Genomic DNA, 25600 nt, shown 5'->3' on the forward strand with positions numbered 1-25600 from the left:
AGTCCCTCAACCGATCTCGGCGGCGCGTTTGACCGCGGCACGAATCCTTGGGTAAGTGCCGCAACGGCAGATGTTGCCGGAGAGCGCCTGGTCGATATCGCTGTCGGTGGGTTTGGGGATCTTCGCCAGCAACGCCGCCGCCGACATGATCTGCCCGGACTGGCAATAACCGCACTGGACCACGTCGAGTTCGGCCCAGGCTTGTTGCACCGGGTGCGAACCATCAGTGGAAAGGCCTTCGATGGTGAGTATTTTTTGCCCGTGGGCCACGGCCGTGGCGGGCGTGATGCAGGAACGCAGTGGCGCGCCGTCGACGTGCACGGTACAGGCGCCGCACTGGGCCATGCCGCAACCGAATTTGGTGCCGGTCAGGTGCGCGACGTCACGCAGGACCCAGAGCAACGGCATGTCCGCGGGGACGTCCAGCTCCTGATCCTTGCCATTGATGTTCAAGGTCAGCATGGTGATTTCCTCAGACTCACGGTGACGCCATTATTGTGATCGGTCGGCGTGATCCTTTCATCTAAGCGCAAAATGCCGGGCGAGACCGGTTCATCGACCACCGGTCACACAAAAGCCGCCTGAAATCGGCGGCCCTTGTACCAACCCTGTGGCGAGGGAGCTTGCTCCCGCTCGGCGGCGAAGCCGTCGCAAAACCTGCATGTCGGGTAGGCCTGGAGGAACACTCGGGGTCGCTTCGCAACCCAGCGGGAGCAAGCTCCCTCGCCACAAAAAGCGCCTCAGCTACCAAAGTGCTGATCAGTAATCGGTAGACACCGACACCTCACGCCAAACCTGCAACTCATCGGCAACAAAGCTGTTTTTCGCTTCAATCGCTGCGACGCAGTCACTGCCCAGCGGCAAGCGCAGCGGCGCATGTTGCGCTTCCACCAGGGTGATCATGACCTGGGCGAGTTTGTCCGGATCACCTGGCTGGTTCAGGGTCACGGCCTTGGCGATCTTGCGCACTTCGCCTGCGGTGCTGTCGTAGTCGGCAATCGAGGACGGCGACTCGACCAGCGAATTGCCTTCGAGGAATTCGGTGCGGAAGTACCCGGGCTCGACAACGGTCACCTTGACGCCCAGCGGTGCCAGCTCAGCGTGCAAGGCCTCGCTCAAGCCTTCGACGGCAAACTTGGTCGAGCAGTAGACGCCAAAGCCCGGCCCCGATCTGTAGCCACCCACCGACGACAGGTTGATCACGTGCCCGCTGCGAGCGGCGCGCATGTGTGGCAGGACGGCGCGGGTCACGTTCAGCAGACCGAAAACGTTGGTTTCGTACACACGCCGTACTTCATCGGCGCTGGCTTCTTCCACCGCGCCGAGCAAACCGAAACCGGCGTTGTTGACCAGCACGTCGATGCGCCCGAAGTGGTCAATGGCCGCCTGGGCGACCGCAACGCCTTGTGCTTCGTCGGTCACATCCAGGCTGGCGGCGAGCAAACCGGGTTGTTCGCCAAAGCGCTGCGTGATGCTGCTGGCGTCACGTGCGGTGGCAACCACGGCGTCACCGTTGGCCAGCGCGGCGGCAGCGATTTTTGCGCCGATGCCACGGGAAGCGCCAGTGATGAGCCAGATACGTTTGAAGGAGTGGGAAGTGGTCATGAGCGTGTTTCCTTGTGTGCAGTGGGGGTAGGCACAAGGTACGCAGGAAGATTGCTCGGAAAAATGCCCTCGTGTTACAAGCACTATGAAACGCTCTTTCATAATGGCACCCACAATGAACCACGATCCGTTCGATGGCTTGACCGAGTTTCTGGCGGTGGCCGAGCACAAGAGCTTCACCCTGGCCGCCACCCGCCTGGCGGTAACACCCACGGCTGTCAGCCATGCGATCAAATTGCTCGAGCGCCGCACCGGCGTGTTGCTGTTCCAACGCACCACGCGCCGGGTGGCGTTGACCGAGGCTGGCGCCAGTCTGTTTGCCCGCTTGCGCCCTGCGGCCAGCGAGATCGACGAAGCGCTGGCAGTGCTCAGCGGGTTTCGTGATCAGCCGATGGGCACGCTGCGTATCACGGCTCCACGGTTGTCCGGGGCGTTGTTGATGGAGCCGTTGATCCCGCTGTTTCGCGAGGCGTATCCGCAAGTGACCCTCGACATTTCCCTCGACGACGCCACGGTGGACCTTATGGCCGGCGGCTTCGATGCCGGGATTCGGCTGGGTGAGTCCATCGAAAAAGACATGATCGCGGTGCGCCTCACCCCCGATCTGCAATGGTCGGTGGTAGGCGCTCCGGACTATTTCGCCAAGGCGGGTACACCGGCGAGTCCTGAAGACCTGACCCGCCATCAATGCATCGGTTTTCGCTTCTCGACCTCGGGCAGTGCGCACCGCTGGGAGTTTCGCCGCGAGGGGCGCGACTTTACGGTGGGCGTCGAGGGTGGCGTAATCGTCAATGACCGACGGCTGCTGGTGGCGGCGGCTCGCAGCGGTTCGGGCCTGGCCTACGCCTGCGATCTGGAGATCGCCGACGAGTTGGCGGACGGTCGACTGGAACGGGTGCTGGAGCCGTTCGTGCCGCTCAGTTCGGCGCTATACCTGTACTTTCCCAGCCGCACCCAGACTCAGCCGAAGCTGCGCGCCTTTATCGATCTGGCAACACGCTGGATCGCCGAACAGGGAGGGCTTGAACCCTCGGCTTAGGCGGCCACCAGGTCGCGACCCAGCCCTCATGCCAGCAATGGCATTTGCAGCGCAATCAAGGAAAGCCAAGGTTGAAAACCGGTGCAGCGGCGAGCTGGCGCATCAAGCCACCACCCTGACCTGACGAGTGCCCAACCGATGCTGGGCCAACAGGCGCATGACGTAGCCGATCTTGATCAGGGTCGGGCCGATGATGGTCATGGCATGCATCGAAACCAGTAGCGCAATCGGCAAATGCCCGGCGTAAAGATAGGCGCCGTAGATCCCCGCCAGCAGCAGCGCCAGGCCCGCGCCCAGGACTTTGCTCGACAGATGCAGGACGTTCCGAGGATTGCTGAAGTAAGCGAACATTTTCGTACTCCTGAATCAAACCAGTTGTACGTTTGTTGTTTCAGGTTTCGTGCCAGGTTTTTTATGTTTAAAAATCAATGATATAAGACCTTTGAAGTCAAATTGACCCAATCAGAAAATAGTCAATGTGACTCCAGTTGATGTCATAGTGACTGCATGCAGACTGCCCCACCACAAAAGCGAACCAATATCATTTGCGCGCAACCCGTCCTTTTGCTTTAATCGCGACCAATTCTTATTCGCACCGAAGGCGCCCGTCGCCCATGGACACGTGCTCACGATGATGGTCGCCGACTCTTCCAGCATTCAGAACCTCTACGTCACTCATCACCGCTGGTTGCATGAGTTGCTGCGCCGTCGCTTGAGCAACGCGTTCGATGCCGCCGACCTGGCCCATGACACCTTCATCCGGGTGCTCAAGCGCCCGCAGGTGTTCGACTGCGAAACCCGCGAACGTTCCTACCTGGCCACCATCGCCCGGGGCTTGTGCATCGATCACTGGCGCCGTCGGCAACTCGAACAGGCGTGGCTGGAGACGCTGGCCTCGCGCCCACAAGCCGTTCAACCGTCGCCGGAGCAACGGGCGATCATCGTCGAAACCCTGTACGAAGTGGACGCCATGCTGATGCGCCTGCCCACGCGGGTGCGCGACGCGTTCATCCTCGCCCAGTTGCACGGCCTGCCCTACCGCGCCATCGCCGAAGAAATCGGCGTGTGCGAGCGCATGGTGAAAAAGTACCTGGCGCAAGCGCTGATGCATTGCGCGATGCTCGAAGCCGAGCTTGACGGCCTGTTGATCGAGTAAGCGCATGCCCTCTGCCGCCTCCAACTCCATCAGCCATGCCAGCCTCGAACAGGCGGCGCAATGGTATGTGCAACTCAACGACCAGCAGGTCGGCGAACACGAGCGTCAGCGCTGGCAAGCCTGGCTGGCGCAAAGTGGCGACCATCAGGCGGCCTGGCGATATGTCGAGCGTGTCGGCCAGCGCTTCGCCGCGTTGCAGGACGATCAGCCGCAGGCTGCCGGCCTGGTGCTGCGCAACACCGCGCGCTCGCCGATCACGCGTCGGCAAACGGTCAAGAGCCTGCTCATCCTCGCCTCGGGCGGGCTGTTGGGCTGGAACGCCTGGCGCGACACTTCGCTGCCGGATGCCTTGGGACGCTGGACGGCCGACCTTTCAACCGGCACCGGCGAAACCCGCGAAAGCCTGCTCAGCGACGGCAGCCGGGTCTGGCTCAACGCCTTGAGCGCCTTGAATGTGCGTTTCGACACCACGCAACGCCTGCTGCTGTTGAGTGCCGGGGAAGTGTTGATCGACACCGCCAAGGACAGCCGCCGACCGTTTCTGGTGCAAACCGCCCAGGGCCGGATGCGCGCACTCGGCACGCGTTTCAGTGTGCGTCAGGAAGAACAACAGACATTGCTCAACGTCTACGAAGGCGCGGTCGAAGTCCGAACCACTCAGGGCCAGGTGCACGTGGTTGAGGCCGGACGCCAATTGGCGTTCACGCAAAGCCACCTCCCGCCCTCCTCCGAGGCTGCGGCCGGGCGCGAAGCCTGGCGTCGCGGCGTGTTGCTGGCGGATAACCTGCCGCTGGGCCAGTTGATCGAAGAGTTGAGCCGCTACCGTCATGGGCATCTGGCCTGCGACCCTGCCATCGCCGGGTTGCCGGTCATGGGTTCGTTCCCGCTCAAGGACACCGATCAGGCCCTGCACCTGCTGGAAGCAGCCTTACCGATACGCGTGGAGAAAACCCTGGCGTGGTGGGTCAGCGTCGGTCCGAAGGTGTGAGCCAGAAACTTTTGGCGCCGCAGTTCCCTTTTGCGTTTCTCGTTCGGTTAACCCTGTGAAGCCTTTCAATTGCCGTTCGATTTGATTCCAGGGAACACCCCTTTGCGCGACGCCTTCATTCGCACTCGCTTAGCCTTGCGACCGTTGGCCCTGGCCCTTCCGGTCGCGTTGCTCAGCCTTGTTTCGACGCACACTCAGGCCGAAACATCCGCCGCCAGTGAACAGTCAGGCAGCCACAAGCGTTACTACACAATCGCTGCCGGTTCGCTGGTGAGCGTACTGAACAGCTTCGCTGAACAAGCGGGGATTTTCCTCGCCGGTCATAACGATCTGGCCAGTGACAAGCGCAGTCCGGGCCTTGATGGCGAGTTCACCGAGCAGCAGGGTTTGCAGCAATTGCTACAGGGCAGCGGCTTGCAGGCTCAGCCTCAGGGCGACCGCGGTTATGTGCTCAAAGCAGCCCCAGAGGGTTCGCTGGAACTGGACGCCACCAACATTTCCGGCCAGGCACTGGGCGCCATTACCGAAGACACCCATTCCTACACCACCGGATCGGCCTCTTCGGCCACCGGCCTGCCACTGTCCTTGCGGGAAACGCCGCAGTCGGTGACGGTCATTACCCGTCAGCAACTGGACGATCAGGGCTCCACCAGCATCGCCGATGCCTTGCGTCGCGTGCCCGGCATCAGCGTGCAGAACTACGACAGCGAACGCTGGGAGTTTTCCAGCCGTGGCCTGCCGATCACCAACTTCCAGTACGACGGCGTCAACACCGACTACGACGGCGTCTACGATTACGGCACCACCAGCACCGACATGGCGACCTTCGACCGCGTCGAAATCATCAAGGGTGCCACCGGCCTGATGACCGGCTCGGGCGATCCCTCGGCCACCGTCAACCTGATCCGCAAGCGTCCCACCCAAGCGTTCAAGGCCTCGATCACCGGCGCCGTCGGTTCCTGGGACAACATTCGCAGTACCGGTGACATTGCTGGCCCGCTGACCGAGAGCGGCAACGTGCGCGGGCGATTCGTCGGTGTGTATCAAGATCGCAGCGCCTACCTGGACAACTACCGCAACACCCGCGATATCACCTACGGCATCCTCGAGGCAGACTTGACGCCGAGCACCCTCGTGACCTTCGGTATCGACCAGCAGAACACCCGCTCCCGTGGCGCCAGCTGGACCGGTTTCCCGATGTACAACAGCGACGGTTCGCGCACGCGTTTTTCCCGCTCGTTCAACCCCGCCACCGACTGGAGTCGTCGCGACTTCACCAACCAGACGATCTTCGCCTCGGTGGAGCAGCAACTGGCCAACGACTGGACGCTCAAAGTCAGCTACGACCGCAAGCACCGCCAGCACGACACCTTCCTCGCCTCGGCCAGCGGCGGCCATCCGGACCCGGTCAGCGGCAACGGCATGTTCATGTACATGGGCCAGTTCAAGGGCGATCAGGTACAGGACAACCTCGACGTCAACTTCACCGGCCCGTTCCGCCTGTTCGGTCGCGAGCAAGAGCTGATCGCCGGCTTCATGTCGATGAACACCCGCCAGGACATCCCGGTACACGGCTCGATCTACCCGCCCGTCGACGGCAGCATCTACGACTGGCGCGGCGAGTTCCCGAAACCGGACATTGCCAAGGTGGGCGACAACGACATTGTCCAGCGCCAGACCGGCGCTTACCTCGCCACGCGACTCAAGCCCAGCGACGATCTGGCGGTCATCCTCGGCACCCGCGTAAGCCAGTTCAAGGCCAACGATGACCTGGACTACAGCGACCCGAACTCCCCGGGCCTGCACGACCGTTACCACCAGACCGGCGTGGTCACACCGTACGCCGGACTGGTCTACGACCTCGATGACACGTACTCGGTGTACACCAGCTATACCAGCATCTATCAGCCGCAGATGAGCAAGGATGCCCAGCGCAAAATACTCGACCCGGTGCAAGGCGACAGCTACGAAGCGGGGATCAAGGCCGAATACGTTGGCGGCCGCTTGAACGCCAGTTTTGCCGTGTTCCGTATCGAGCAGGACAACCTGGCCGAGTACGTCAGTGGCGTCGATAGCGAGTCGGTGTACCGTGCAGTGCAAGGGGCGACCACCAAAGGCTTTGAGGTCGAACTGGCGGGCGAAGTGATGGATGGCTGGAACCTGTCAGCCGGCTACAGCTACAACCACACCCGCGATGCCAAGGGCGATTACGTCTACGGCTCGATCCTGCAAACCACCGCGCCGCAGCAGGTCGTTCGGGTGTTCAACACGTATCGCCTGTCGGGCGCACTGGAAAAACTCACCGTCGGGGGCGGTGTGAACTGGCAGAGCGAATTCTTCGGCAATGTGTTCCAGCCCAACCCCGACGACACGGTCAACTTCGGCCAGTCCTCGACGCTCACCCAGCACAGCTACGCCCTGGTGGACGTCATGGCGCGCTACCGCTTCAACGATCACTTGAGCACGACGCTGAATGTGAAGAACCTGTTCGACAAGACCTACTACACCGGGCTCGGCAACTTCGGCACCGGGTTCTATGGCGAACCGCGCAGCCTGCAACTGACCACCCGCTGGGATTTCTGACCGGGCCGCGAGGGTGCAGATGAAAAAACTCGACATCACGGCGCTGCAACGAGCCTTTGACGGCAAGAGCTAATACACTCAGACGCTGACCTGCCAAGGACACTGACGATGAAGCCCACCGCTGCCAAAGACGCTGACAAGGCCCCGCGCTTCTGGCGCGACGACGCCCTGCCCTTCATCGAAGCCCGCTCCATCGCCGACGGCCGTGAGGTCTGCTACACCCGGCATGCTCACGAGCACTTTTCCATCGGTGCGATTACCGCCGGGCGCAGCACCTATGTCCATGAACAATCGGAGTGTGAGGTCAGCGCCGGCACGGTGGTGCTGATGAATCCCGGCGATGTCCACGCCTGCAACCCGATCGACGACCAGCCGTGGTCGTATCTGATGTTGTATGTCGATACGCCTTGGCTTACCGACTTGCAGCATCAGCTGGGGTTCAGCAGCGACCTGGCGTTTCGGCGGTTTTCCACCACCCATACGGGTGACGCCAGCCTGTTTACCGGCCTGAAGGCGTTGTATGAGGTGTTGGTCGACACGGAGCAAGATGTGCTGAGCAAACACAGCGCCGCGGTCGAGTTTTTTACCGACGTGCAGCAACAGCTCAACCCCGGCGATCAACCGCTGCGCGAACCCAATTTTAAACTGGAGCGGGCGGCGGATTACATCCGCGACCACTGCACGCAACTGCTCAAGCTCGAAGACATTTGCGAAGCCGCGCAACTGTCGCCGTCGTACCTGATCCGCGCCTTCAAACAGCATTACGGCATGACGCCCCACGCTTTTCTCGTCAACCGGCGCATTCAGTTCGCCCAGGACCGACTGCGCAGCGGCCATCTGGTCGCCGACGTCGCGCTGGAAGCGGGGTTCGCCGATCAGGCGCATTTTCAGCGGGCGTTCAAACAGCACCTGGCGGCGACGCCGGGGCAGTATCGCGGCTGACCGTGCGAAAACTCGCGTGCCTCTGTGGCGAGGGAGCTTGCTCCCGCTCGGCGGCGAAGCCGTCGTAATATCGGCCTGCAAGGTCGTTCAGCAATAATGGGAATGGGGCTGCTTCGCAGCCCAGCGGGAGCAAGCTCCCTCGCCACAAGAGCTGGTTAGCGCGCCCTTAAGGCCACAACAGATAAACCGCACTCATCGCCAGCAACGCCGCCATGCTCCGATTGAACAACCGCATCCCCGCCGGGTTATTCAAGTAACCGCGCAAAAAAGTCCCGGCGTACGCCCAGCAGCCGACCGACAAGTAGCAGATCACCAGATACACCGCCGCAAACTGCCAGACCAATCGTGCCTCGCCGTCGGCAACAAACGCCCCCATGCCCGCAACGCAGGCCAGCCACGCTTTCGGGTTGAGCCATTGCATCACCGCGCCGTACAGCATCGACGGCGCCCGCGCCGAATCCTTGGCATCGAGTTGACCGTTATCCGCCGCCAGTTTCCATGCCATGAATAACAGAAACGCCACCCCGGCCAGCTGCACCACCCGCGTCAGCGCCGGCCACAGCTGCAACACCTCATGCAACCCCAGCCCCATCAGCACCAGCAGCAACACAAAACCCAGCGTCGCCCCCGCCACGTGCCGCTGGCTGGCGCGAAAACCGAACTGCGCGCCGGAACTCAACGCCACAATGTTCACCGGCCCCGGCGTGATCGACGCCACCAGCGCAAACGCCGCCATCGAAATAATCAGACTCATTGCGTACCTTCTTCAATTCAGTTGAACCAGGCCTCAAGGTAAAGAGCAGCCCGGCGCCCGTATTGAAGAAAACTGCCCACCCGCGTCACGCATACGCGCCGACCACCCGCTTCACTTTGATCAACGCCTGTCGCAGCGAATCCATGTCCACCGACCCCAGCGCCAGCCGGATCGCATGCGGCACATGGACCGAGGTCGCAAACGGCTCGGCGGTGGAGACGGCGACTTGCTCGTGCATCAATTCCACCGCGATCTGGTCCGCTCTGGCGTCCTCCGCCAACGGTAGCCACAGAAAGTACGAAAATGGATGAGTCATGCAGCGCAGCCCTTTGAGCAGCTCGGCGGCCATGGCTTGCCGGGCCTGGGCGTCCGCGCGCTTTTGCGCTTCCAGTTGGCTCACGGTCCCATCGTCAATCCAGGCGCAGGCAATCGCGGTCATCACGCCGGGGGTGTTCCAGGTCGTGGCCCGGATTGCACGCTCCAGAGCAGGCACCTTCTCGACCGGCGCAGCGATGAAGCCGACGCGCAGCCCCGTGGCGACATTCTTGGAGAACCCGGAAACGTAGACGGTCCGTTCCGGCGCCAAGTCGGCTAACGGTGCCGGGGCGTCTTCGACCAGAAAGGCGTAGGCGGCGTCTTCGATGATCAACAGGTCATGCTGACGCGCAATCGACACGAACTGCGTGCGCCATTGCATATCCATCACCCAGCCCAGCGGATTGTGCAGAGTCGGCATGGTGTAGACAGCCCGCACCGAGCGGCGCCGGCAAAGCGCTTGCAACGCCTCCAGATCAGGCCCGGTTTCCGTGGCCGGAATGGGCACGATTTCCAGGTGCAGCGATTCGGCCAGCACCTTGAAACCGGTGTAGGTCAACGCATCCGCGGCGATCACATCACCGGGTTTGAGCAACGCCATCATCGTCACCGCCAATCCGTGTTGAGCACCGCTGACGATCAACACCTGTTCCGCCTGGACGCTCAATCCACGTGAGCCCAGATGGTTCGCAATCGATGCCCGCTCATGCAGGCGCCCGGCATGGGGCTGATAGCGCAGATGGGATTCGAGGTCGCCGGATAACGCGAGCTGGCGCAGGGCCGTGCGCAACAGATCCGCCTGACCGGGCAATGACGGGTAGTTGAAGTTGAGGTCGGCCATGCCCACGGCCACCACGTGCTGGCTGACACCCTGACCGGGCGGGAGCGACGTCTCCCTGACGAACGTGCCTCGTCCCGTTTCGCCGCTGACCAGGCCCATCGCCTCAAGCTCCGCGTACACGCGGCTGGCCGTGACGAGCGCCAATCCATGCTCAGCGGCGAGATGCCGATGGGTGGGCAGGCGCGTACCGGGCGGCAAATGTCCTGAACGGATGTCCGCGGCAAAGGTGTCGACCAACGACTTGTAGCGCAAGCGAGGCATAGTGGGGATGTATCCATGACAATTTTTTGATTGTCTCAATAGTCGACCATACGATGGGTTCAAGGCAACCCGCCGCATTAACCCTCTGTCGAGTGTGACCTCAATGGAACGCGTATCGAATCTGAACACCCAGCCTCGGGAAAACTTCACCAGTGGCTGGCTCAACGGGCTGATCGGCGTGGTGATCTTCAGCGGCTCGCTGCCCGCCACGCGGGTCGCGGTGCTGGAGTTCGATCCGGTGTTCCTGACTGTTGCCCGGGCCACCATCGCCGGCGTGCTTGCGCTGTGCCTGCTGTGGCTGTTCAAGGAAAAACGTCCGGCGCGCAGCCAGTTGCTGCCGCTGGTCATCGTGGCCATGGGCGTGGTGGTCGGGTTTCCACTGCTGACGGCGCTGGCCCTGCAATACGTGACCTCGGCGCACTCGATCGTCTTCGTGGGGTTGCTGCCGCTCGCGACCGCCGTGTTTGGCGTGGTGCGCGGTGGCGAGCGGCCTCGCCCGGTGTTCTGGTTTTTCTCGGTGCTGGGCAGTGTGCTGGTGGTGGGATTTGCCGTGTCCCAAGGCCTGACCGCCTCGCCGGAAGGCGACCTTCTGATGCTGGCGGCGATCCTGGCCTGCGGCCTCGGTTATGCCGAAGGGGCGAAGCTGTCCCGGACACTCGGTGGCTGGCAGGTGATTTCCTGGGCGCTGGTGTTGTCACTGCCGGTGATGGCGTTGTTGACCTTGTGGCTCAAGCCCGTTTCGTTCTCGGGGATCAGTGCGCCGGCGTGGTTCAGCCTGGGTTATGTGTCGCTGTTCAGCATGTTGATCGGTTTTGTGTTCTGGTATCGCGGGCTGGCGCAGGGCGGGATTGCGGCCGTGGGGCAACTGCAACTGCTGCAGCCATTTTTTGGCTTGGCGCTGGCGGCGACGTTGCTGCACGAGCACGTCAGCATTGGCATGCTGGCGGTCACGGTGGCGGTGATTCTCTGTGTGGCAGGCGCGAAGAAGTTTGCGAAGTAACCGGTCTGTTTTCGTTCGAATCTGGCTGTTTAACCGGCTTGTTTAAGTGCGATCAGATTTACTTCCTGAAAGCTACATGACCTTGCGCCGTTGCCTACGGGTACGCCAGAATCCGCCGGCTTGTGCACCTTGGACCTGGGATTTATCGTTTTCCGGTCGCTGAAAAGAACAGCGATCGGGTTTGGTAGCCCGGGTTATACAAGGTGTATTGCATCACCATTCGGGGCGTTTTTTGTCTCGACTTTATGGTGGTCATGCACAGGGCGCCTTCGGGCGCGCCGGTTTCCTTGTGCCCGGTCTACCAACCTGCGTATGGCCACCACCTTCGTTTGGTAGCGAAGGTGATGGCTCCTGGTTTGTTGCTGCACAAGGAGTTGTACCTATGTTCAAAGTAACGCCCAACCCGCCAGACACCGATCCGGTTTCCCCGTACGAACCCGATTCAAAAAAACTCAACGACGCCGCCGAACGAGCCCTCGACTTTCATTTCCCGTCGGCTGCCGACCTCAAAGGCACCCCGCGCACCATCACAAAGATGTTCACCGTCAACCCTGAACTCGATACCGAAACCCTGCTGGCCCATGCGTGTGAGTCGCTGGCCTCGGCCAACGTCATGACCATGGACCTGGCGGACCACATGGACGGGCCGAGTCGCAACACCCTGTTGGGCATTGCACAAGTCATCATGCTCGGCGAGCTGGCGGTCAACCGGGCGCTGGATCAACTCGACCCGATCGAATAGCCACGGCCTCCCATGAATGTACGGTGCCTGCGGCTCAAGCCGCACGGCACCTGTGGCAAAGCATCAAACACCCGACCAGCCACATCGACTCGATGTTGCGCAGGGTCTTTCGCTCAAGAAAAACGCTCACCATTAATTACTTAATGTAATAAGTGAAATTCAATTCAGGGGCTCTATCCCTTTCAGCTCTAGTAATAAGATGGCCCCATCAAACCATCCCTACTGGAGAATCGCGTGAAAAAAACCATCATTGCCGCCCTGTTAGCCACTGCCGCTAACTATGCCAACGCCGGCACGGTATTGGTTGTACTGTCGGATCAGGCTCAACTGGACCTGAAAGACGGCAAAGTCATGCAAACAGGTTTTTTCCTGAACGAATTGATGCAGCCGGTGCAGACCTTCATCGAGGCGGGTCAAACCGTCGTATTTGCCACCCCTAGCGGCAAGGCGCCCACCGCGGACCAGAAATCCAATGATGTGAGCTTCTGGGGCGGCGATGAAAAGGCCCGCCAGGAAAGTCTCGCGCTGCTGGCCACGCTGAAGCTGACCTCCAAGAGCGACTCGCCGGCAATCAGCTTCGCGCAGGTTCAGAAAATCGGCTACGACAAGTTCGATGCCGTATTCGTGCCTGGCGGCCATATCCCGATGCAGGACCTGCTGAAAGACAAGCAACTGGGCCAACTGCTGACCAACTTCCATGAAAAAGGCAAGATCACCGGCTTCACCTGCCATGGCACCATCGCCATGTTGTCGGCGATCCCGGACGCGCACGGTTTTGTCTCCGCGCTGGAATCGGGCAAACAGCCGGCAGCGCCAGCCAATTGGATTTACAAGGGCTACAAAGTCACCGCCTTCACCGACGCGGAAGAGGAACAGGCCAAAGGTTTCCTCGGCGGCGGCCATATGAAACTGTTCCCGCAGGATGGCCTGACAGCAGCCGGCGCTAACTTCTCCGAAGCCAAGCCATGGAGCGAGAACGTGATCGAAGACCGCGAAGTCATTTCCGGCCAGAACCCACAGTCGGCCAAGGCAGTCGCCGTGGCCATGCTGGCGAAACTGAAGTAATCCCAAGCGGCTGTTCCGGGCAAGCCGGGCCGTAGGTGCTGGGGGCCGATCTGCTTTGGCTCCAGCACCACCGTCTATCCCGACACGCTGCAAGCTTATGTGTCGGGAGACGACGCCCGCCAACTTCGCGAGCGGAATCGACCCGGTGTTGAATCAAGGTTGCTTGCGAAAGAACAAGGTGATCTGGCCCACCTCCACCCCGAACTTGGTCATGAACGAGCGATTGATCATCGTGTTCTTGTCCATAAGGTACATCCAGTCGTCTAACTGAACCTGATACACCTTGCCATCCACCGGTAGGCTCAGCACATATTTCCAGCGCAGTGTATTGCCTGCCACCTCACCAAGCGCCTCGCCCACCACGTCGCCAGCGGTTCCGCGCCATTGACTGGAGCCAACCGGGGTTAACGTCCACACTCGTTTTTGCTTGGTACCGTCGCTGTACGTAAATGATTCGTCGAGTATCAGCCTGTCACCTTCTGAGTGGCCGATGATCTCCACGTGGAAACGCTTGGCGACTACGCCGGAACGCTTTTGAAACATACCCCAGGCTTCAACCCGACCCTCGAAAAATTCTCGCAACTCAAGCGTGGGCGTCTCCTGGCTGTAGGTTTGCACATCCACCCGGCTGCAACTTGCAAGGCCAATGCAAAGCAGCAGTAACCCTATCTTCAACATGTGCATTTCCTCAACGGTCTCAGGGTTTAGCGGCACCCAGCAATTGGGCGCGCAGCTCCGGGTTGCGGGTTCGGGGGTCAAGCCATATCGCAAAAAAGGCTTTGGCGAACGCAACATCTCTCACGACATGCCGAAGGTTCTCACCGACGTAAAAACGTGCGCCCTCTCCGGGCATATAAACGCCGGTGATGCGGTCACCGGCACGCACATCGACAAACGCCTGAAACATCTCCGACTCCCAACGAGCCATCAGCTCTGAATTCTGAGTGTTGGGCGACAGCCGACGGATTTCCTTGATGCTGGCCTCAACCAGATCATCGCGACTAATAGCGCGACTGTAGGTCAGCTCCAGCGCAAAAGGCACATCCGCAGCCGGCGTTTCACCGGCAATGAGGCGTGAACTCCAGAACTGCGCGCTGTAAATGGAAAACCCGAATACGCGCATCTCCCCGTAACCCAGCCGACGAGCATTGGGAATAGCCTCGCGCCAATCAGCCAATAGCTCAGCGCTCTGGAGCATCAGAACAAAACAGATAGCGTGGCGGATTAAGCGAACCGTCTGACTAGCCATGCAAAGCCCTCGATATGACTCAATAGGCGCCTTTAAAAGTTATACCAAATACTGATTTTGTACAGCTAATGTCTCAAACTCGACTGTGCCGACAAAAAACGGACACCACAGCCCCGGTCAAATGATTCGATTTCCACGCATTCGAACGCCATCTGCGCCGAAAAAATGAGGCGAGTGCGAGGCACACTTTGACGAAAAGATTTCACCAATGTGTGGTGCCAAGGGTTGGCTTCGGCACGCGTTGATGTGCCGGCAGCGTCGTCTGGTGATCTGGAGGTCAGCAATATGTGCTGAAGTTGCCATCGTCAGTTGGCTTTTCAGGCCTATTTTGCACAAAACATATACAAACTTATCCGACTCGTACAATAAAAAGCAGTGGCCACTCACGCTTTACTTTGACGGTGAATGTCCGCTCTGAGCTCAAGAAATAAACTTCCTACGGCGGCATGCCATAGACGCCCGGCGGTGATTTGTTGACCTCTGCAATGGGCCGTTTTTGGCCATTGGCAATCGGCTGAAATCGACCCGATAGCAGCCTGTCACTCGGACCGGAACAAATTTCGGGTCAAGTTTCAGCGCGCGCGCCGAGCCACTCGCTACGTGTGATCTCCCAGACTTCGACCTGCATGGGCCCCGAGACAAAATGCCCGTTCCGCGTCCCGATCATCCGCATGCCTTCATGTTGGGATACCTTGCGCGAAGCGTGGTTGGCGACAGCCTTGGGCACCTGCATGACCGGACGTAATAATGTCGCGAACCAGTACGCGTTGACGACCTCGCAAGCTTCGCGCATATAGCCGTTGCCTTGCCACAGAGGCGCGAGCCAGAACCCCCTATGGTTACCTGGCTGGTCATACAGGCTGATGCTCCCGATGCTGCGCTCAGGTTGCGCGCGCGTGCGAATCATCCAGTGCCACTCTTGCCCTCTAGCCATGGCGGGAAGAGCGACATCGCGAACGTAAACCAGCGCACCATCCTGCGGGTACGGCCATGGCACACGGCTGTCAAGGTAGCGGACCACTTCCCATTGGGGAAACAGCTCTTGTATCGCGGCTGCATCAGTCATTTGCAGTGGCGTGAGGATAAGACGGCTGGTGTATAGCTTTGGGGGGCAATCCATAGCATAAGTCCTTGGTAAGAGTCGTCGCAGGTTTTGCCAATACTTTCCTAAAGCAATCGCGCCTTTGTCGAGTGTCTACACTTGGCCGATTCTGTTGAAAAAGTCGGTTCTTCCAGACTGCCCGCGTACTGACTGCTGAAAATCCCTTTTTTGCGCGCAGCTACGCGAAATCTGAGCCCGGAATCCTCTGCTCAAGGTAAAGATTTCAATCTCAAGCGCGTAATTCTCTGCCTTGGAAACCAGGGCCGACTTTTTCAACAAATCGGCCGAATTCTGCCCGTCGCGAGAGGCAGAAAACGACCGATTCTGTTGAAAAAGTCGGTTCTTCCAAGCGGCCTGGATACTGACCGCTGAAAACACCTTTTTTGCGCGCTGCTACGCGAAATCTGAACCCGGAATCCACTGCTCAATGTAAAGATTTCAATCTCAAGCGCGTACTTTTCTACCGTGGAAACCATGGCCGACTTTTTCAACAGAATCGACCCAAAGCTGCCGGTCAGATCCCGTGGATGTCGGACAAATAGCCCAAACGCCTACGCATTCCCAGGCTGATACTTGAGAGGGTAAACTGAGCACCTTTCCATCTGTGTGGTACCGATATGGACATCAATCTACTGACCGAATCCATGCTTGGCCACTGGCGTGCTCCCTCGGGTGTCTGGCAATGCGAATTCCAGTTCGGCAGCCGATTGATTTACGTCCAGCACCACAATGACGAGCCACCTTACGCCAGGCTCGCCGCTGCGCAACGCGCGGTCAAGGCTACGTGGGATGATTTGCCCCAGGCACTGACGTTTGCCGAACAGCACTGTAAAACACAGATGCCCGAACTGATGCGGTTGTACGAAACCCACATGCCGTGGGAATCTCCGTTGTTCGTGTACTCGATCCACTTCGATCTCGACAAACCTTACCCTAGCTATACCATTTCCAAGAACCCTGACTTCGATTGGGATCGCATCCTTATCGACGAAGATGAACTGTGCCAGGAACACAGTGTTTGCATGGAGCAATATGAGCCAAAGGATAACTTTTGGGTTTACGTCAGGCGCGTGGGGTTTCAGCAATTCGAGCTTGGGGATTAGCTTGGCAATCAACTATGTATACCCCCCCAGCCCCTGAATCACCGCTGATTAAGTAGACACTGGAGAGCGTCCGCTTCTGGCCGATTCTGTTGAAAAAGTCGGTTCTTCCAAGCGGCCTGGATACTGACCGCTGAAAACACCTTTTTTGCGCGCTGCTACGCGAAATCTGAACCCGGAATCCTCTGCTCAAAGTAAAGAATTCAATCTCAAGCGCGTACTTTTCTGCCGTGGAAACCATGGCCGACTTTTTCAACAGAATCGGCCGATTGCTGCCCTTCGTAACAAGTCGTCATCGACCGAACGTAAGGAGGAAGGAACCTATCAGCCCCACCCTCCCACAACTCAGCAGCCACCTGCGAGCATCGTTACGTCCAGCAGTCGGTCTGATCAATGCCAGCCGCTCAACCGAAGTCGCCATTCAACCCCAAGCAATCTTGTCATTTGCCAAGGCTTAGGGCAGGGTCGATATCACTGAGATCTCTGCCAAGGAGTCACCCCATGTCAAAGCTCTATCCCAGTATCGATCCCGAAGGGCTGGTCGAGTACTCGGTGGTCTACACCGACCGCTCGCTCAACCACATGTCGCAGTCATTTCAAGGCGTGATGAAGAACATTTCCAAGACCCTGAAACAGGTCTACAACGCCCAGGCGGTTGCGGTGGTCCCGGGCAGCGGCACATTCGGCATGGAAGCGGTGGCGCGACAGTTTGCCACCGACCAGCAATGCCTGGTGATACGCAACGGCTGGTTCAGTTATCGCTGGAGCCAGATCCTTGAGATGGGCCACATCCCGGCGGCCACCACGGTGCTGAAAGCCCGACCGGTCGACACGGGTCGCCAGGCAGCCTACGCCCCACCCCCTCTGGACGAAGTGCTGGCAGCCATTCAGGCGCAGAAGCCGCAGATTGTCTTCGCCCCCCACGTTGAAACCTCATCAGGCATTATCCTGCCCGACGAGTACCTGCGGGCCGTCGGCGACGCCGTGCATGCGGTGGGTGGCCTGTTCGTGCTGGACTGCATCGCCTCAGGCACGCTTTGGGTTGATATGCACAATTGCGCAGTCGACCTGCTGATCAGCGCACCGCAGAAAGGCTGGAGCGCCTCCCCTTGCTGCGCCCTGGTGATGTTCAGTTCCCTGGCCCTCGAGCGCATCGAACAGACGCAGAGCAGCAGCTTCGCCTGCGACCTGAAAAAGTGGCTGCAGATCATGCAGGCCTACGAACAGGGCGGACATGCCTACCATGCGACCATGCCCAGCGATGCCCTGGCGCGATTTAACGAAGTGATGAAAGAGACGCAAGCCTACGGTTTCGACAAGGTCCGCGGCGAACAACAGGCTCTGGGTGATCGGGTGCGCGCAATGTTGACCGGCAAAGGCATCAAGAGCGTGGCGGCAGCCGGCTTTCAGGCCCCTGGCGTAGTGGTGAGCTACACCGATGATGCCGACATCAAGAGCGGTAAGAAATTTGCCAATCACGGCCTGCAGATCGCCGCCGGAGTGCCGTTGCAATGCGACGAGCCGGCCGACTTCCAGACCTTCCGCATCGGTCTGTTCGGACTCGAAAAGCTGCACAATATCGAGCGCACGGTCAGTACCCTCGAGCAGGCGCTGGACGAGGTGATGGCTAACTAAGCCCTCCTTTTGCCCGCAGCACATGCCGAACGTGTGAATGCCAGGAAGGTATCCTGCCTGGGAGCGAGCTTGCTCGCGATGAATTCAGGAGCGCCGCGTGTAGCCAGAAAACACGCATTATCCTTAAGACCATCGCGAGCAAGCTCGCTCCTGCAGGGGGGTTAACCTGTGATGACAAGCATCAAAAATTTCCTGTCGATTTTCCGGTGGAGGCCTGAGGCCTCGCGCCCTATGCTCACCCCATGAACCTACAAAACGCGATGCTTCCGCCCCACGCCGAGATGGTTCGCGCCATGCTCGAACGAGACACCACCTACGAGGGGGTGTTTTTTACTGCGGTCAAAACCACCGGCATCTTCTGCCGCCCCAGCTGCACGGCGCGCAAACCGAAACCGGAGAACGTCGAGTTCTTCGCCCATGCCGATGACTGCCTGTCCGCCGGCTATCGCGCCTGCCTGCGTTGCAAACCGCTGGACGCGGCCGCCATTGCTCCGGACTGGGTGCAGAAGCTGCTCCAGTCGGTGGACGCCGATCCCGAGCTGCGCTGGAGCGATGCCCAGTTGCAGGCCGAGGGCATCGAGCCGCTGAAGCTGCGGCGCTGGTTCAAACAACATTTCGGCATGACCTTTCACGCCTGGCTGCGCACCCGCCGCCTGGGCATGGCGCTGGGCGGGATCAGGCAGGGCGATTCCATCGACAGCGCGGCGTTCGATTCCGGTTACGAATCCCTGAGCGGCTTTCGCGACGCCTTTCAAAAATCCTTCCACATCCCCCCCGGTCGTGCGGCCAATAGCGAGCCTTTGCTGTTCACGCGCCTGACCACGCCGCTGGGGCCGATGATCGCCATGGCCGAACGGCGCGGGCTGGTGTTGCTGGAGTTTCTCGACCGACCGGCGCTGACCCGGGAAGTCGAAGCCCTGCAGAACCGTCATGGTTATGCCGTGGCGCCGGGACACAATGCACACTTGCAGCAGATCGAAACAGAGCTGGCCCAGTATTTCGCCGGCAAACTGACCGAATTCAAGGTGCCGCTGCACTTGCCTGGCTCCGAGTTCTCCCGGCAGGTCTGGGCCGAACTGGCGAAAATCCCCTACGGCCAGACCAGCACCTACGGCACCATCGCTGCGCTGTTGGGCAAGCCCGGTGCCAGCCGCGCCGTGGGTTTGGCCAACGGGCACAACCGGATTTCGATTGTCTTGCCCTGCCACCGGGTGATCGGTGCGGACGGCTCATTGACGGGCTATGGTGGAGGACAACCGCGCAAGGCGTTTCTGCTCAGGCTGGAAAACGCGGCGGTGCAGGTCACACGACAACTTGCGTTCTGACGCTTCGGTGTTTTTCATGAAGAAGGACATTCGATGAACACGCTCGAACAGCCATTCCGCAGTGCTTAAACCTGGGGTGAACGCTTGACCGATCCTTACTTGCCAGCGACGGCGTTTCTCAGGGCCATTGATGATGACTGGGCGCGTCACATCGCGGCCATCGGACCCTGTCTGCACCAGCCGCATGCGGCGCGCGATCCGTATGAGTCGCTGGTGCGGGCGATTGCCTATCAACAACTGCACGCCAAAGCCGGGGATGCGATTGTCGGTCGGTTGCTGGCGCTGTTTCCTTCGACGGCGTTTCCGCGCCCTGATCAGATTCTGGCGACCGGTTTTGATCAGCTGCGCGGGTGCGGCTTTTCGGCGAGCAAGATTGCGACGATTCAGGGCATCGCTCAAGCGGCGCTGGACGGTGTGGTACCCGATTATGCAACGGCGTTGGCGATGGATGATGAGGCGTTGATCGAGCGGTTGATCACGTTGCGCGGGGTTGGCCGCTGGACGGTTGAGATGCTGCTGATCTACAGCCTGGAGCGGCCGGATATTTTGCCGGCCGATGACTTCGGGGTGCGTGAGGGGTATCGGCGGTTGAAAGGTCTGGAAGTGCAGCCGACGCGTAAACAGATGGTAGAGATCGGGTTGGGGTGGAGTCCTTATCGGACGGTGGCGGCGTGGTATTTGTGGCGGGTGACCAACAAGTAGACCGCGTTATCGTTCATCGCTAGCAGGCTAGCGATCGCGTCAGCCCATTCACCACACATTAACAGCCACCGGCACTGCGCTTGGGGCAATGGCCGAAGGATTTGAATCAGCCATCCAGGGCCTCACTGCCGTTCCACCGCAACTCAAGCTGGAGGCACTGGCTCAGTTCGACACTGATGTGTTTTCCTCGGTCGACCTGACCACACGGTTCAAGCTCGACGATGACAGTACCCAGAGCCTTGAACTGCATGCCGACGCAAACCAGCGCCAGGTACGCATGAGCGGCGCGGCGCGGCGGACGATTTCGACGTGTCCGTGGACCTGAAAAACGCCGCCATCCTCGGCGACAGCCATCAGAAATTGGTTGGCAGCCCGATGGAGATCAAGGGCTGACCCGAAAACCGATGCCGGCTGGGGAATTCGCTGCGTCAGTTTGTCGCAAGTTATGAATAATCCTTTGACGCGTATAATCGCTCCCCTCCGCTAAACCGGCATGCATCAAAGACGCCCTGTCCGAGGTTGATTATCCGTTCGGGCGCATCTAAAGGTCTGTAGAACATGAGCGTTTCGTTGACCCGCCGCCAGGTGGTTGCAGGTATGGGCTTGTTCAGCCTTGGCCTCCTCGCTGGCTGTGACAATAGCGTCAGCCTGTCGTACAAGTACGGCAAGGACCTGAGCGACAAGATCCTCGGACGGACATTCAAGCTGAAAGACTCAGAAGGCAACCTCACGACGCTCTCGAGCTTTCGTGGTTTGATGCCGATGATTTTCTTCGGCTTCACCCAGTGCCCGGCGGTATGCCCCACCGCCCTGGCTCGCGCAGTGCAGATCAAGAAGCTGATGGGAAAAGACGGGGATATTCTCCAGGTCGTCTTCATCACGCTGGACCCGGAGCGGGATACGCCAGCGGTGTTGGATGCCTACGTCAAAACGTTTGATCCCTCCTTTGTCGCGCTCCACGGGACACTCGAGGAAACGGCGGAAACGGCCAAGGAGTTCGGGGTGTTCTATGAGAAAATCCCGAGCGGCTCCACCTATACGCTCTCCCATACAGCGACCAGCTATGTGTATGACACAAGGGGCAGGTTGCGCGTCGGGCTTTCCCCTTCCCTTTCTGCACAAGAGTGTACGGAAGACTTGCTAACCGTTATGGAAGTCTGCTGATGAATTCGAATGCTATTAAAACCGCCATCAATGTGCGCGTTAAAACGGCTGTCCTGGGGCTTTTTCTGCTGGGAACGGCGCTTCAGGTTTCAGCCCAGACTCAAGTGGAAGACGCCTGGGTACGTGCCACCGTTGCCGGGCAACAAGCAACCGGCGCGTTCATGACGGTCACCGCGAGCAGCGACAGCAAACTGCTAAGCGTGCAAACACCGGTCGCTAAAGTTGTGCAGATTCACGAGTCGACGATGAAAAACGACGTGATGAGCATGCACCCCGTGGAGTTCGTTGCCTTGCCCGCAGGGACAGCGGTCACCCTGAATCCTCATGGCTATCACGTGATGCTGATCGACCTGGTCGGCCAGGTCAAAGAAGGCGACACAGTGCCGCTGACCTTGACTGTCGAAAACGCCAATGGCGAGAAGGAGTCGATCAAGGTTGAGGCTCAAGCGCGAGCGCTGAATATGCCGGACCACAGCAAAATGCATTGATCGCTGGAAGTCACCGGACATCGGTGGCGTTCAGTGGGACCGCGTTATCGTTCTTCGCTAGCAGGCTAGCCCCCACAGCTGTCTCATGAACACTGGAGATCCACTGTGGGAGCTAGCCTGCTAGCGATGAGGCCTGAATATTCACCATAAATCCACCGGCCCATCACCCTCCTTTATCCACCATGACATCCCCCAAAACCCGGCGCATGTTGATGCCTCAACCGGAGGGATTCGCCATGCTTGATGCACTCAAAAAGATCAATTCAACGTCCGCCTTCAACCGCTGGGCCGGTTTCGACGTCACTCGCGCCGAGCCCGGCGAGGTGGAACTGACCATGGCTTTTCGCGAGACTGACATGGCGCAATACGCTGGCTTCCTGCATGCCGGCCTGATCGGCGCGCTGCTCGATACCGCCTGTGGGTTTGCGGCCGGAACGGTCGCTGGCAATGTCCTGGCGGCGCATTTTTCGGTGAATTGCCTGGCGCCCGCCATCGGTGAAGTGTTCATTGCGCGCGGCCAGGTGGTGAAGGCCGGGAAGAAACAGGTGTTTGCCCGCGCCGAACTGTTCGCACAAACCGGAGATCAGTTGAAGCTGGTGGCAACCGGCGATGCGATCCTGGTGCCGATCCAGCAGTGAACCACCGGTTTTCGGGACGGTCAGGGAAGTAACAGCCAATCTTTTGGAGGTTATTCCATGCAACTCGAAGGCTCGTGCCATTGCGGCGCCGTGTCGTTCAGTCTGAACAGCGCCCACCCCTACCCTTATCAACGTTGCTACTGCTCGATCTGCCGCAAGACCCAGGGCGGCGGCGGTTACTCGGTCAACATCGCCGGTGATGCCGCCAGCCTCAAGGTGCGCGGTCGCAAATCCATTGCGATCTATCACGCGCGACTCAAGGACGAAGGCGACAAACGCGCCCACCGCAGCACGGCAGAGCGGCATTTCTGCTCGGTGTGTGGCTCGGGATTGTGGCTGTTCAGCCCTGAATGGCCGGAGCTGATCCACCCGTTCGCCTCGGCCATCGACACCGCGCTACCCGTGCCACCCGAATACACGCACGTGATGCTTGGCTCGAAAGCGCCGTGGGTGGAGGTTGCGCCGCATCACGGTGATCGGCAGTGCGAAACCTGGCCCGAGGAATCCATCGCGCAGTGGCATGAGCGCCTGGATGTGGTCCGCTAGCTCATTTTTTTTGCACACGGCAGTTCCCCTTTGCGTTTTTCGTTCGGTTAACCCTCAGAAGCCTTTCACTTACCGAACGATTCGATACAAAGGGATTTCCATGTCGCACCCACTTGCCGCCCGTTTTCGTTTTGCCCTGTGCCCCCTGGCACTGGCCCTGCCAGCCGCTCTGCTGAGCCTTTCCTGCAACGCCCGCGCCGCCGAAACGGTGGAAAGCAAACCGGCGCCCAAAGACGACGGCGCGCTGCAACTGGGTGCGACGAGTATTTCTGCCGTAGGCTTGGGCGCGACCACCGAGGACACCCATTCCTACACCACGGGCTCAACGTCCTCGGCCACCGGCCTGGCCTTGTCGCCCCGTGAAACGCCGCAATCGGTCACCGTGGTCACCCGTCAGCAAATGGACGATCGCGGCGTGCAGAGTGTCAGCGACGCGTTGCGCAATGCCCCCGGCGTGTCGACGCAAAAATACGACAGTGACCGTACCGAGTTTTCCGCCCGCGGTTTTGCCATCACCAACTTCCAGTACGACGGGGTCAACCAGCCGTACGACGGTGTCTACGGTGAGAACCCGAACAACAGCGATGACGCGGCCAGCCTCGACCGCATCGAAATCGTCAAGGGTTCGACCGGCCTGATGACCGGTTCGGGCGACCCGTCCGCCACCGTCAACCTGATTCGCAAGAAGCCGACCAAGGAATTCAAGGCCTCGATCAGCGGCACCGTCGGTTCGTGGGACAGCTACCGCACCACCGGCGATATTTCCGGTCCGCTGAACGATACCGGCAGTGTGCGCGGCCGCTTCGTCGGTTCGTACCAGGACAAGCATTCCTACATCGATCACTACAGCCAGAAGAAAGACCTGTTTTACGGCATCCTCGAAGCGGACCTGTCGGACGACACCCTGCTGACCTTCGGCATCGACAAGTCCAGCGCCACCCCACGCGGCACCTCCTGGACCGGTAATACGGTGTACTTCGCCGACGGCGGCCGCACCGACTTCTCGCGCAGCTTCAACCCGGGCGCCGACTGGAGCCGTCGTGATTTCGACACGGTCACCTACTTCACGTCGCTGGAGCAGGCCCTGGCCAATGACTGGAAACTCAAGGTCAATCTCAACCAGAAAACCACCGATCACGATACGCGCCTGGCCTCGGCCAGCGGCGGCGCACCGGACCGCGCCACCGGTGAAGGCATGTTCCTTTACTGGGGCCGCTGGGAAGGTCATCGCGTGCAAAACACGGCGGACGTGAACGTGTCCGGGCCCTTCACCCTGGGCGGTCGCGAGCACGAACTGGTGGCCGGTTTCATGACGTCCCATGCCCGCCAGACCGGCGCGACGTTCGACAGCGTTATCCCCGGTGCCGGAAATGTCCCTGGCAGCATTTATGACTGGAACGGCGACCTGCCGGAACAGGATTTCCCGAAAAACGGCAAGTACGAGCGCACCACCAGTCAGAACGGTGCTTACCTGGCCACGCGCCTGCGCCCGACCGACGATCTGTCGATCATCCTCGGCAGCCGCGTGAGCACCTTCAAGTACAACGAGGATTACAGCTACTACCCGGGCGCCGGCCAGACCGACACCCAGACCAGCTACAAGGAACACGGCGTCGTCACCCCTTACGCCGGTGTGATCTATGACCTGGATGACACGTATTCGGTCTACGCCAGCTACACCAACATCTATCAGCCGCAGACCTACAAGGACGTCGCCGGTTCGACCCTGAAGCCGGTTGAAGGCAACAGCTACGAGACCGGTCTGAAAGCGGCGTACCTCGAAGGCAAACTGAACGCCAGCCTGGCCTTCTTCCGCATCGAGCAGGAGAACGTCGCCCAATACGTCACCACTGACACCACCGGGCAGGACGTTTACGAAGCCATCCCCGGCGCCACCACCAAAGGCGTGGAGCTGGAACTGGCGGGCGAACTGTCCGATGGCTGGAACCTGTCGGCCGGCTATACCTATGCCCGTACCCGCGACAAGGACGAGCAACGGATCTACGGTTTCCCGCTGGCCACCACCAAACCGGAACACGTCGTGCGTACGTTCACCACCTACCGCTTGCCTGGCGCACTGGACAAGGTCACCGTCGGTGGCGGCGTCAGCTGGCAGAGCGCGTTCTACGGCCAGAGCTTCAGCCCGACCGAGGGCAGCACCTCGCTCAAACAAGGCGGCTATACCCTCGTCGACCTGATGACCCGTTATCAGTACAACGAGCACCTGAGCTTCACCGCCAACGCCAACAACGTCTTCGACAAGAAGTACCTGACGGGCCTGGGCAACTTCGGTACGACGTTCTACGGCGAGCCGCGCAACCTGATGCTGACCACCAAGTGGGATTTCTAAGCTGAGGTCA

At 59.9% G+C, this 25600-nt stretch carries 26 protein-coding genes and 1 pseudogene; 19 read left to right on the plus strand and 8 right to left on the minus strand.

Annotated features, from left to right (window positions below; all coding sequences use genetic code 11):
- Positions 1–6: 6 nt before the first annotated feature.
- Both B723_RS23040 and B723_RS23045 read right to left on the minus strand, forming a co-directional pair.
- Positions 7–462: a (2Fe-2S)-binding protein gene (locus B723_RS23040; protein ID WP_010459764.1), complete on the minus strand. Its 456-nt coding sequence runs from the start codon at positions 460–462 to the stop codon at positions 7–9.
- Positions 463–759: 297 nt separating this feature from the next.
- Complete coding sequence (locus B723_RS23045; protein ID WP_017338252.1) at positions 760–1605, minus strand: oxidoreductase; 846 nt, start codon at positions 1603–1605, stop codon at positions 760–762.
- A gap of 115 nt (positions 1606–1720) precedes the next feature.
- Here B723_RS23045 and B723_RS23050 point away from each other — a divergent pair, with 115 nt between their 5' ends.
- Positions 1721–2644 carry a LysR family transcriptional regulator gene (locus B723_RS23050; protein ID WP_017338251.1) on the plus strand — a complete coding sequence of 308 codons (924 nt, stop codon included), beginning with the start codon at positions 1721–1723 and terminating at the stop codon, positions 2642–2644.
- A 102-nt stretch (positions 2645–2746) separates the two neighbouring features.
- Here the strand turns inward: B723_RS23050 and B723_RS23055 are convergent, their stop codons facing one another.
- Positions 2747–2995 carry a hypothetical protein gene (locus B723_RS23055; protein ID WP_017338250.1) on the minus strand — a complete coding sequence of 83 codons (249 nt, stop codon included), beginning with the start codon at positions 2993–2995 and terminating at the stop codon, positions 2747–2749.
- Between the two features lie 280 nt (positions 2996–3275).
- Here B723_RS23055 and B723_RS23060 point away from each other — a divergent pair, with 280 nt between their 5' ends.
- From B723_RS23060 to B723_RS23075, 4 genes are all read left to right on the plus strand, one after another.
- Positions 3276–3800: a sigma-70 family RNA polymerase sigma factor gene (locus B723_RS23060; RefSeq protein ID WP_017338249.1), complete on the plus strand. Its 525-nt coding sequence runs from the start codon at positions 3276–3278 to the stop codon at positions 3798–3800.
- Between the two features lie 4 nt (positions 3801–3804).
- Entirely contained in the window at positions 3805–4788 is a 984-nt protein-coding gene (locus B723_RS23065; protein WP_017338248.1) for a FecR domain-containing protein, read from the plus strand.
- A 102-nt stretch (positions 4789–4890) separates the two neighbouring features.
- Positions 4891–7371, plus strand: a complete 2481-nt coding sequence (locus B723_RS23070) for a TonB-dependent siderophore receptor (RefSeq protein ID WP_017338247.1) — start codon at positions 4891–4893, stop codon at positions 7369–7371.
- Positions 7372–7479: 108 nt separating this feature from the next.
- Complete coding sequence (locus tag B723_RS23075; RefSeq protein WP_017338246.1) at positions 7480–8313, plus strand: AraC family transcriptional regulator; 834 nt, start codon at positions 7480–7482, stop codon at positions 8311–8313.
- 166 nt (positions 8314–8479) lie between these two features.
- On the opposite strand, the gene B723_RS23080 is transcribed toward B723_RS23075, so the two are convergent.
- Positions 8480–9067, minus strand: a complete 588-nt coding sequence (locus B723_RS23080) for a LysE family translocator (protein WP_017338245.1) — start codon at positions 9065–9067, stop codon at positions 8480–8482.
- 85 nt (positions 9068–9152) lie between these two features.
- Positions 9153–10484 carry a PLP-dependent aminotransferase family protein gene (locus B723_RS23085; protein ID WP_017338244.1) on the minus strand — a complete coding sequence of 444 codons (1332 nt, stop codon included), beginning with the start codon at positions 10482–10484 and terminating at the stop codon, positions 9153–9155.
- A 103-nt stretch (positions 10485–10587) separates the two neighbouring features.
- Between B723_RS23085 and B723_RS23090 the strand changes: the two genes are divergently transcribed.
- From B723_RS23090 to B723_RS23100, 3 genes are all read left to right on the plus strand, one after another.
- On the plus strand, positions 10588–11484 hold the full coding sequence (locus B723_RS23090) for a DMT family transporter (RefSeq protein WP_017338243.1): 897 nt from the start codon (positions 10588–10590) through the stop codon (positions 11482–11484).
- 382 nt (positions 11485–11866) lie between these two features.
- The gene (locus tag B723_RS23095; protein ID WP_017338242.1) at positions 11867–12226 is read left to right on the plus strand and encodes a DUF6124 family protein; all 360 of its coding nucleotides are present in this window, start codon (positions 11867–11869) and stop codon (positions 12224–12226) included.
- Between the two features lie 234 nt (positions 12227–12460).
- Positions 12461–13291, plus strand: coding sequence for a type 1 glutamine amidotransferase domain-containing protein (locus B723_RS23100; RefSeq protein WP_017338241.1), 831 nt, complete (start codon positions 12461–12463; stop codon positions 13289–13291).
- 153 nt (positions 13292–13444) lie between these two features.
- Here the strand turns inward: B723_RS23100 and B723_RS23105 are convergent, their stop codons facing one another.
- Together B723_RS23105 and B723_RS23110 are read right to left on the minus strand one after the other, a co-directional pair.
- A complete protein-coding gene (locus B723_RS23105) occupies positions 13445–13969 on the minus strand; it encodes a DUF3833 domain-containing protein (protein ID WP_017338240.1) in 525 nt (174 codons plus the stop codon).
- Positions 13970–13988: 19 nt separating this feature from the next.
- The gene (locus tag B723_RS23110; RefSeq protein ID WP_017338239.1) at positions 13989–14540 is read right to left on the minus strand and encodes a chalcone isomerase family protein; all 552 of its coding nucleotides are present in this window, start codon (positions 14538–14540) and stop codon (positions 13989–13991) included.
- Between the two features lie 328 nt (positions 14541–14868).
- Between B723_RS23110 and B723_RS33780 the strand changes: the two are divergent.
- A pseudogene (locus B723_RS33780) lies at positions 14869–14955 on the plus strand (DUF393 domain-containing protein); the annotation flags it as partial.
- Between the two features lie 150 nt (positions 14956–15105).
- Here B723_RS33780 and B723_RS23115 read toward each other — a convergent pair.
- Entirely contained in the window at positions 15106–15660 is a 555-nt protein-coding gene (locus tag B723_RS23115) for a GNAT family N-acetyltransferase (protein ID WP_017338238.1), read from the minus strand.
- Positions 15661–16259: 599 nt separating this feature from the next.
- Between B723_RS23115 and B723_RS23120 the strand changes: the two genes are divergently transcribed.
- The 10 genes from B723_RS23120 (at position 16260) to B723_RS23165 (ending at position 25590) form a co-directional block, all read left to right on the plus strand.
- Entirely contained in the window at positions 16260–16745 is a 486-nt protein-coding gene (locus tag B723_RS23120; RefSeq protein WP_017339085.1) for a hypothetical protein, read from the plus strand.
- A gap of 498 nt (positions 16746–17243) precedes the next feature.
- Positions 17244–18377 (plus strand): aminotransferase class V-fold PLP-dependent enzyme, encoded by a 1134-nt coding sequence (locus B723_RS23125; protein WP_017338237.1) that lies wholly within the window; start codon positions 17244–17246, stop codon positions 18375–18377.
- Positions 18378–18619: 242 nt separating this feature from the next.
- Entirely contained in the window at positions 18620–19702 is a 1083-nt protein-coding gene (locus B723_RS23130; protein WP_017338236.1) for a bifunctional transcriptional activator/DNA repair enzyme AdaA, read from the plus strand.
- 84 nt (positions 19703–19786) lie between these two features.
- The gene (locus B723_RS23135) at positions 19787–20404 is read left to right on the plus strand and encodes a DNA-3-methyladenine glycosylase family protein (protein ID WP_017338235.1); all 618 of its coding nucleotides are present in this window, start codon (positions 19787–19789) and stop codon (positions 20402–20404) included.
- Positions 20405–20492: 88 nt separating this feature from the next.
- Positions 20493–20729 carry a hypothetical protein gene (locus tag B723_RS23140; protein ID WP_031318785.1) on the plus strand — a complete coding sequence of 79 codons (237 nt, stop codon included), beginning with the start codon at positions 20493–20495 and terminating at the stop codon, positions 20727–20729.
- Between the two features lie 233 nt (positions 20730–20962).
- Positions 20963–21568, plus strand: a complete 606-nt coding sequence (locus tag B723_RS23145; protein WP_017338234.1) for an SCO family protein — start codon at positions 20963–20965, stop codon at positions 21566–21568.
- A complete protein-coding gene (locus B723_RS23150; RefSeq protein ID WP_017338233.1) occupies positions 21568–22056 on the plus strand; it encodes a copper chaperone PCu(A)C in 489 nt (162 codons plus the stop codon). Before B723_RS23145 ends, B723_RS23150 begins: the two co-directional genes overlap by 1 nt.
- Before the next feature lie 236 nt (positions 22057–22292).
- Entirely contained in the window at positions 22293–22694 is a 402-nt protein-coding gene (locus B723_RS23155) for a PaaI family thioesterase (RefSeq protein ID WP_017338232.1), read from the plus strand.
- A 57-nt stretch (positions 22695–22751) separates the two neighbouring features.
- Complete coding sequence (locus B723_RS23160; RefSeq protein WP_017338231.1) at positions 22752–23240, plus strand: GFA family protein; 489 nt, start codon at positions 22752–22754, stop codon at positions 23238–23240.
- Positions 23241–23340: 100 nt separating this feature from the next.
- On the plus strand, positions 23341–25590 hold the full coding sequence (locus B723_RS23165) for a TonB-dependent siderophore receptor (protein WP_017338230.1): 2250 nt from the start codon (positions 23341–23343) through the stop codon (positions 25588–25590).
- The last annotated feature ends 10 nt before the right edge of the window (positions 25591–25600 follow it).

It is taken from the genome of Pseudomonas fluorescens NCIMB 11764, assembly GCF_000293885.2.
GTDB classification, from domain to species: domain Bacteria; phylum Pseudomonadota; class Gammaproteobacteria; order Pseudomonadales; family Pseudomonadaceae; genus Aquipseudomonas; species Aquipseudomonas fluorescens_B.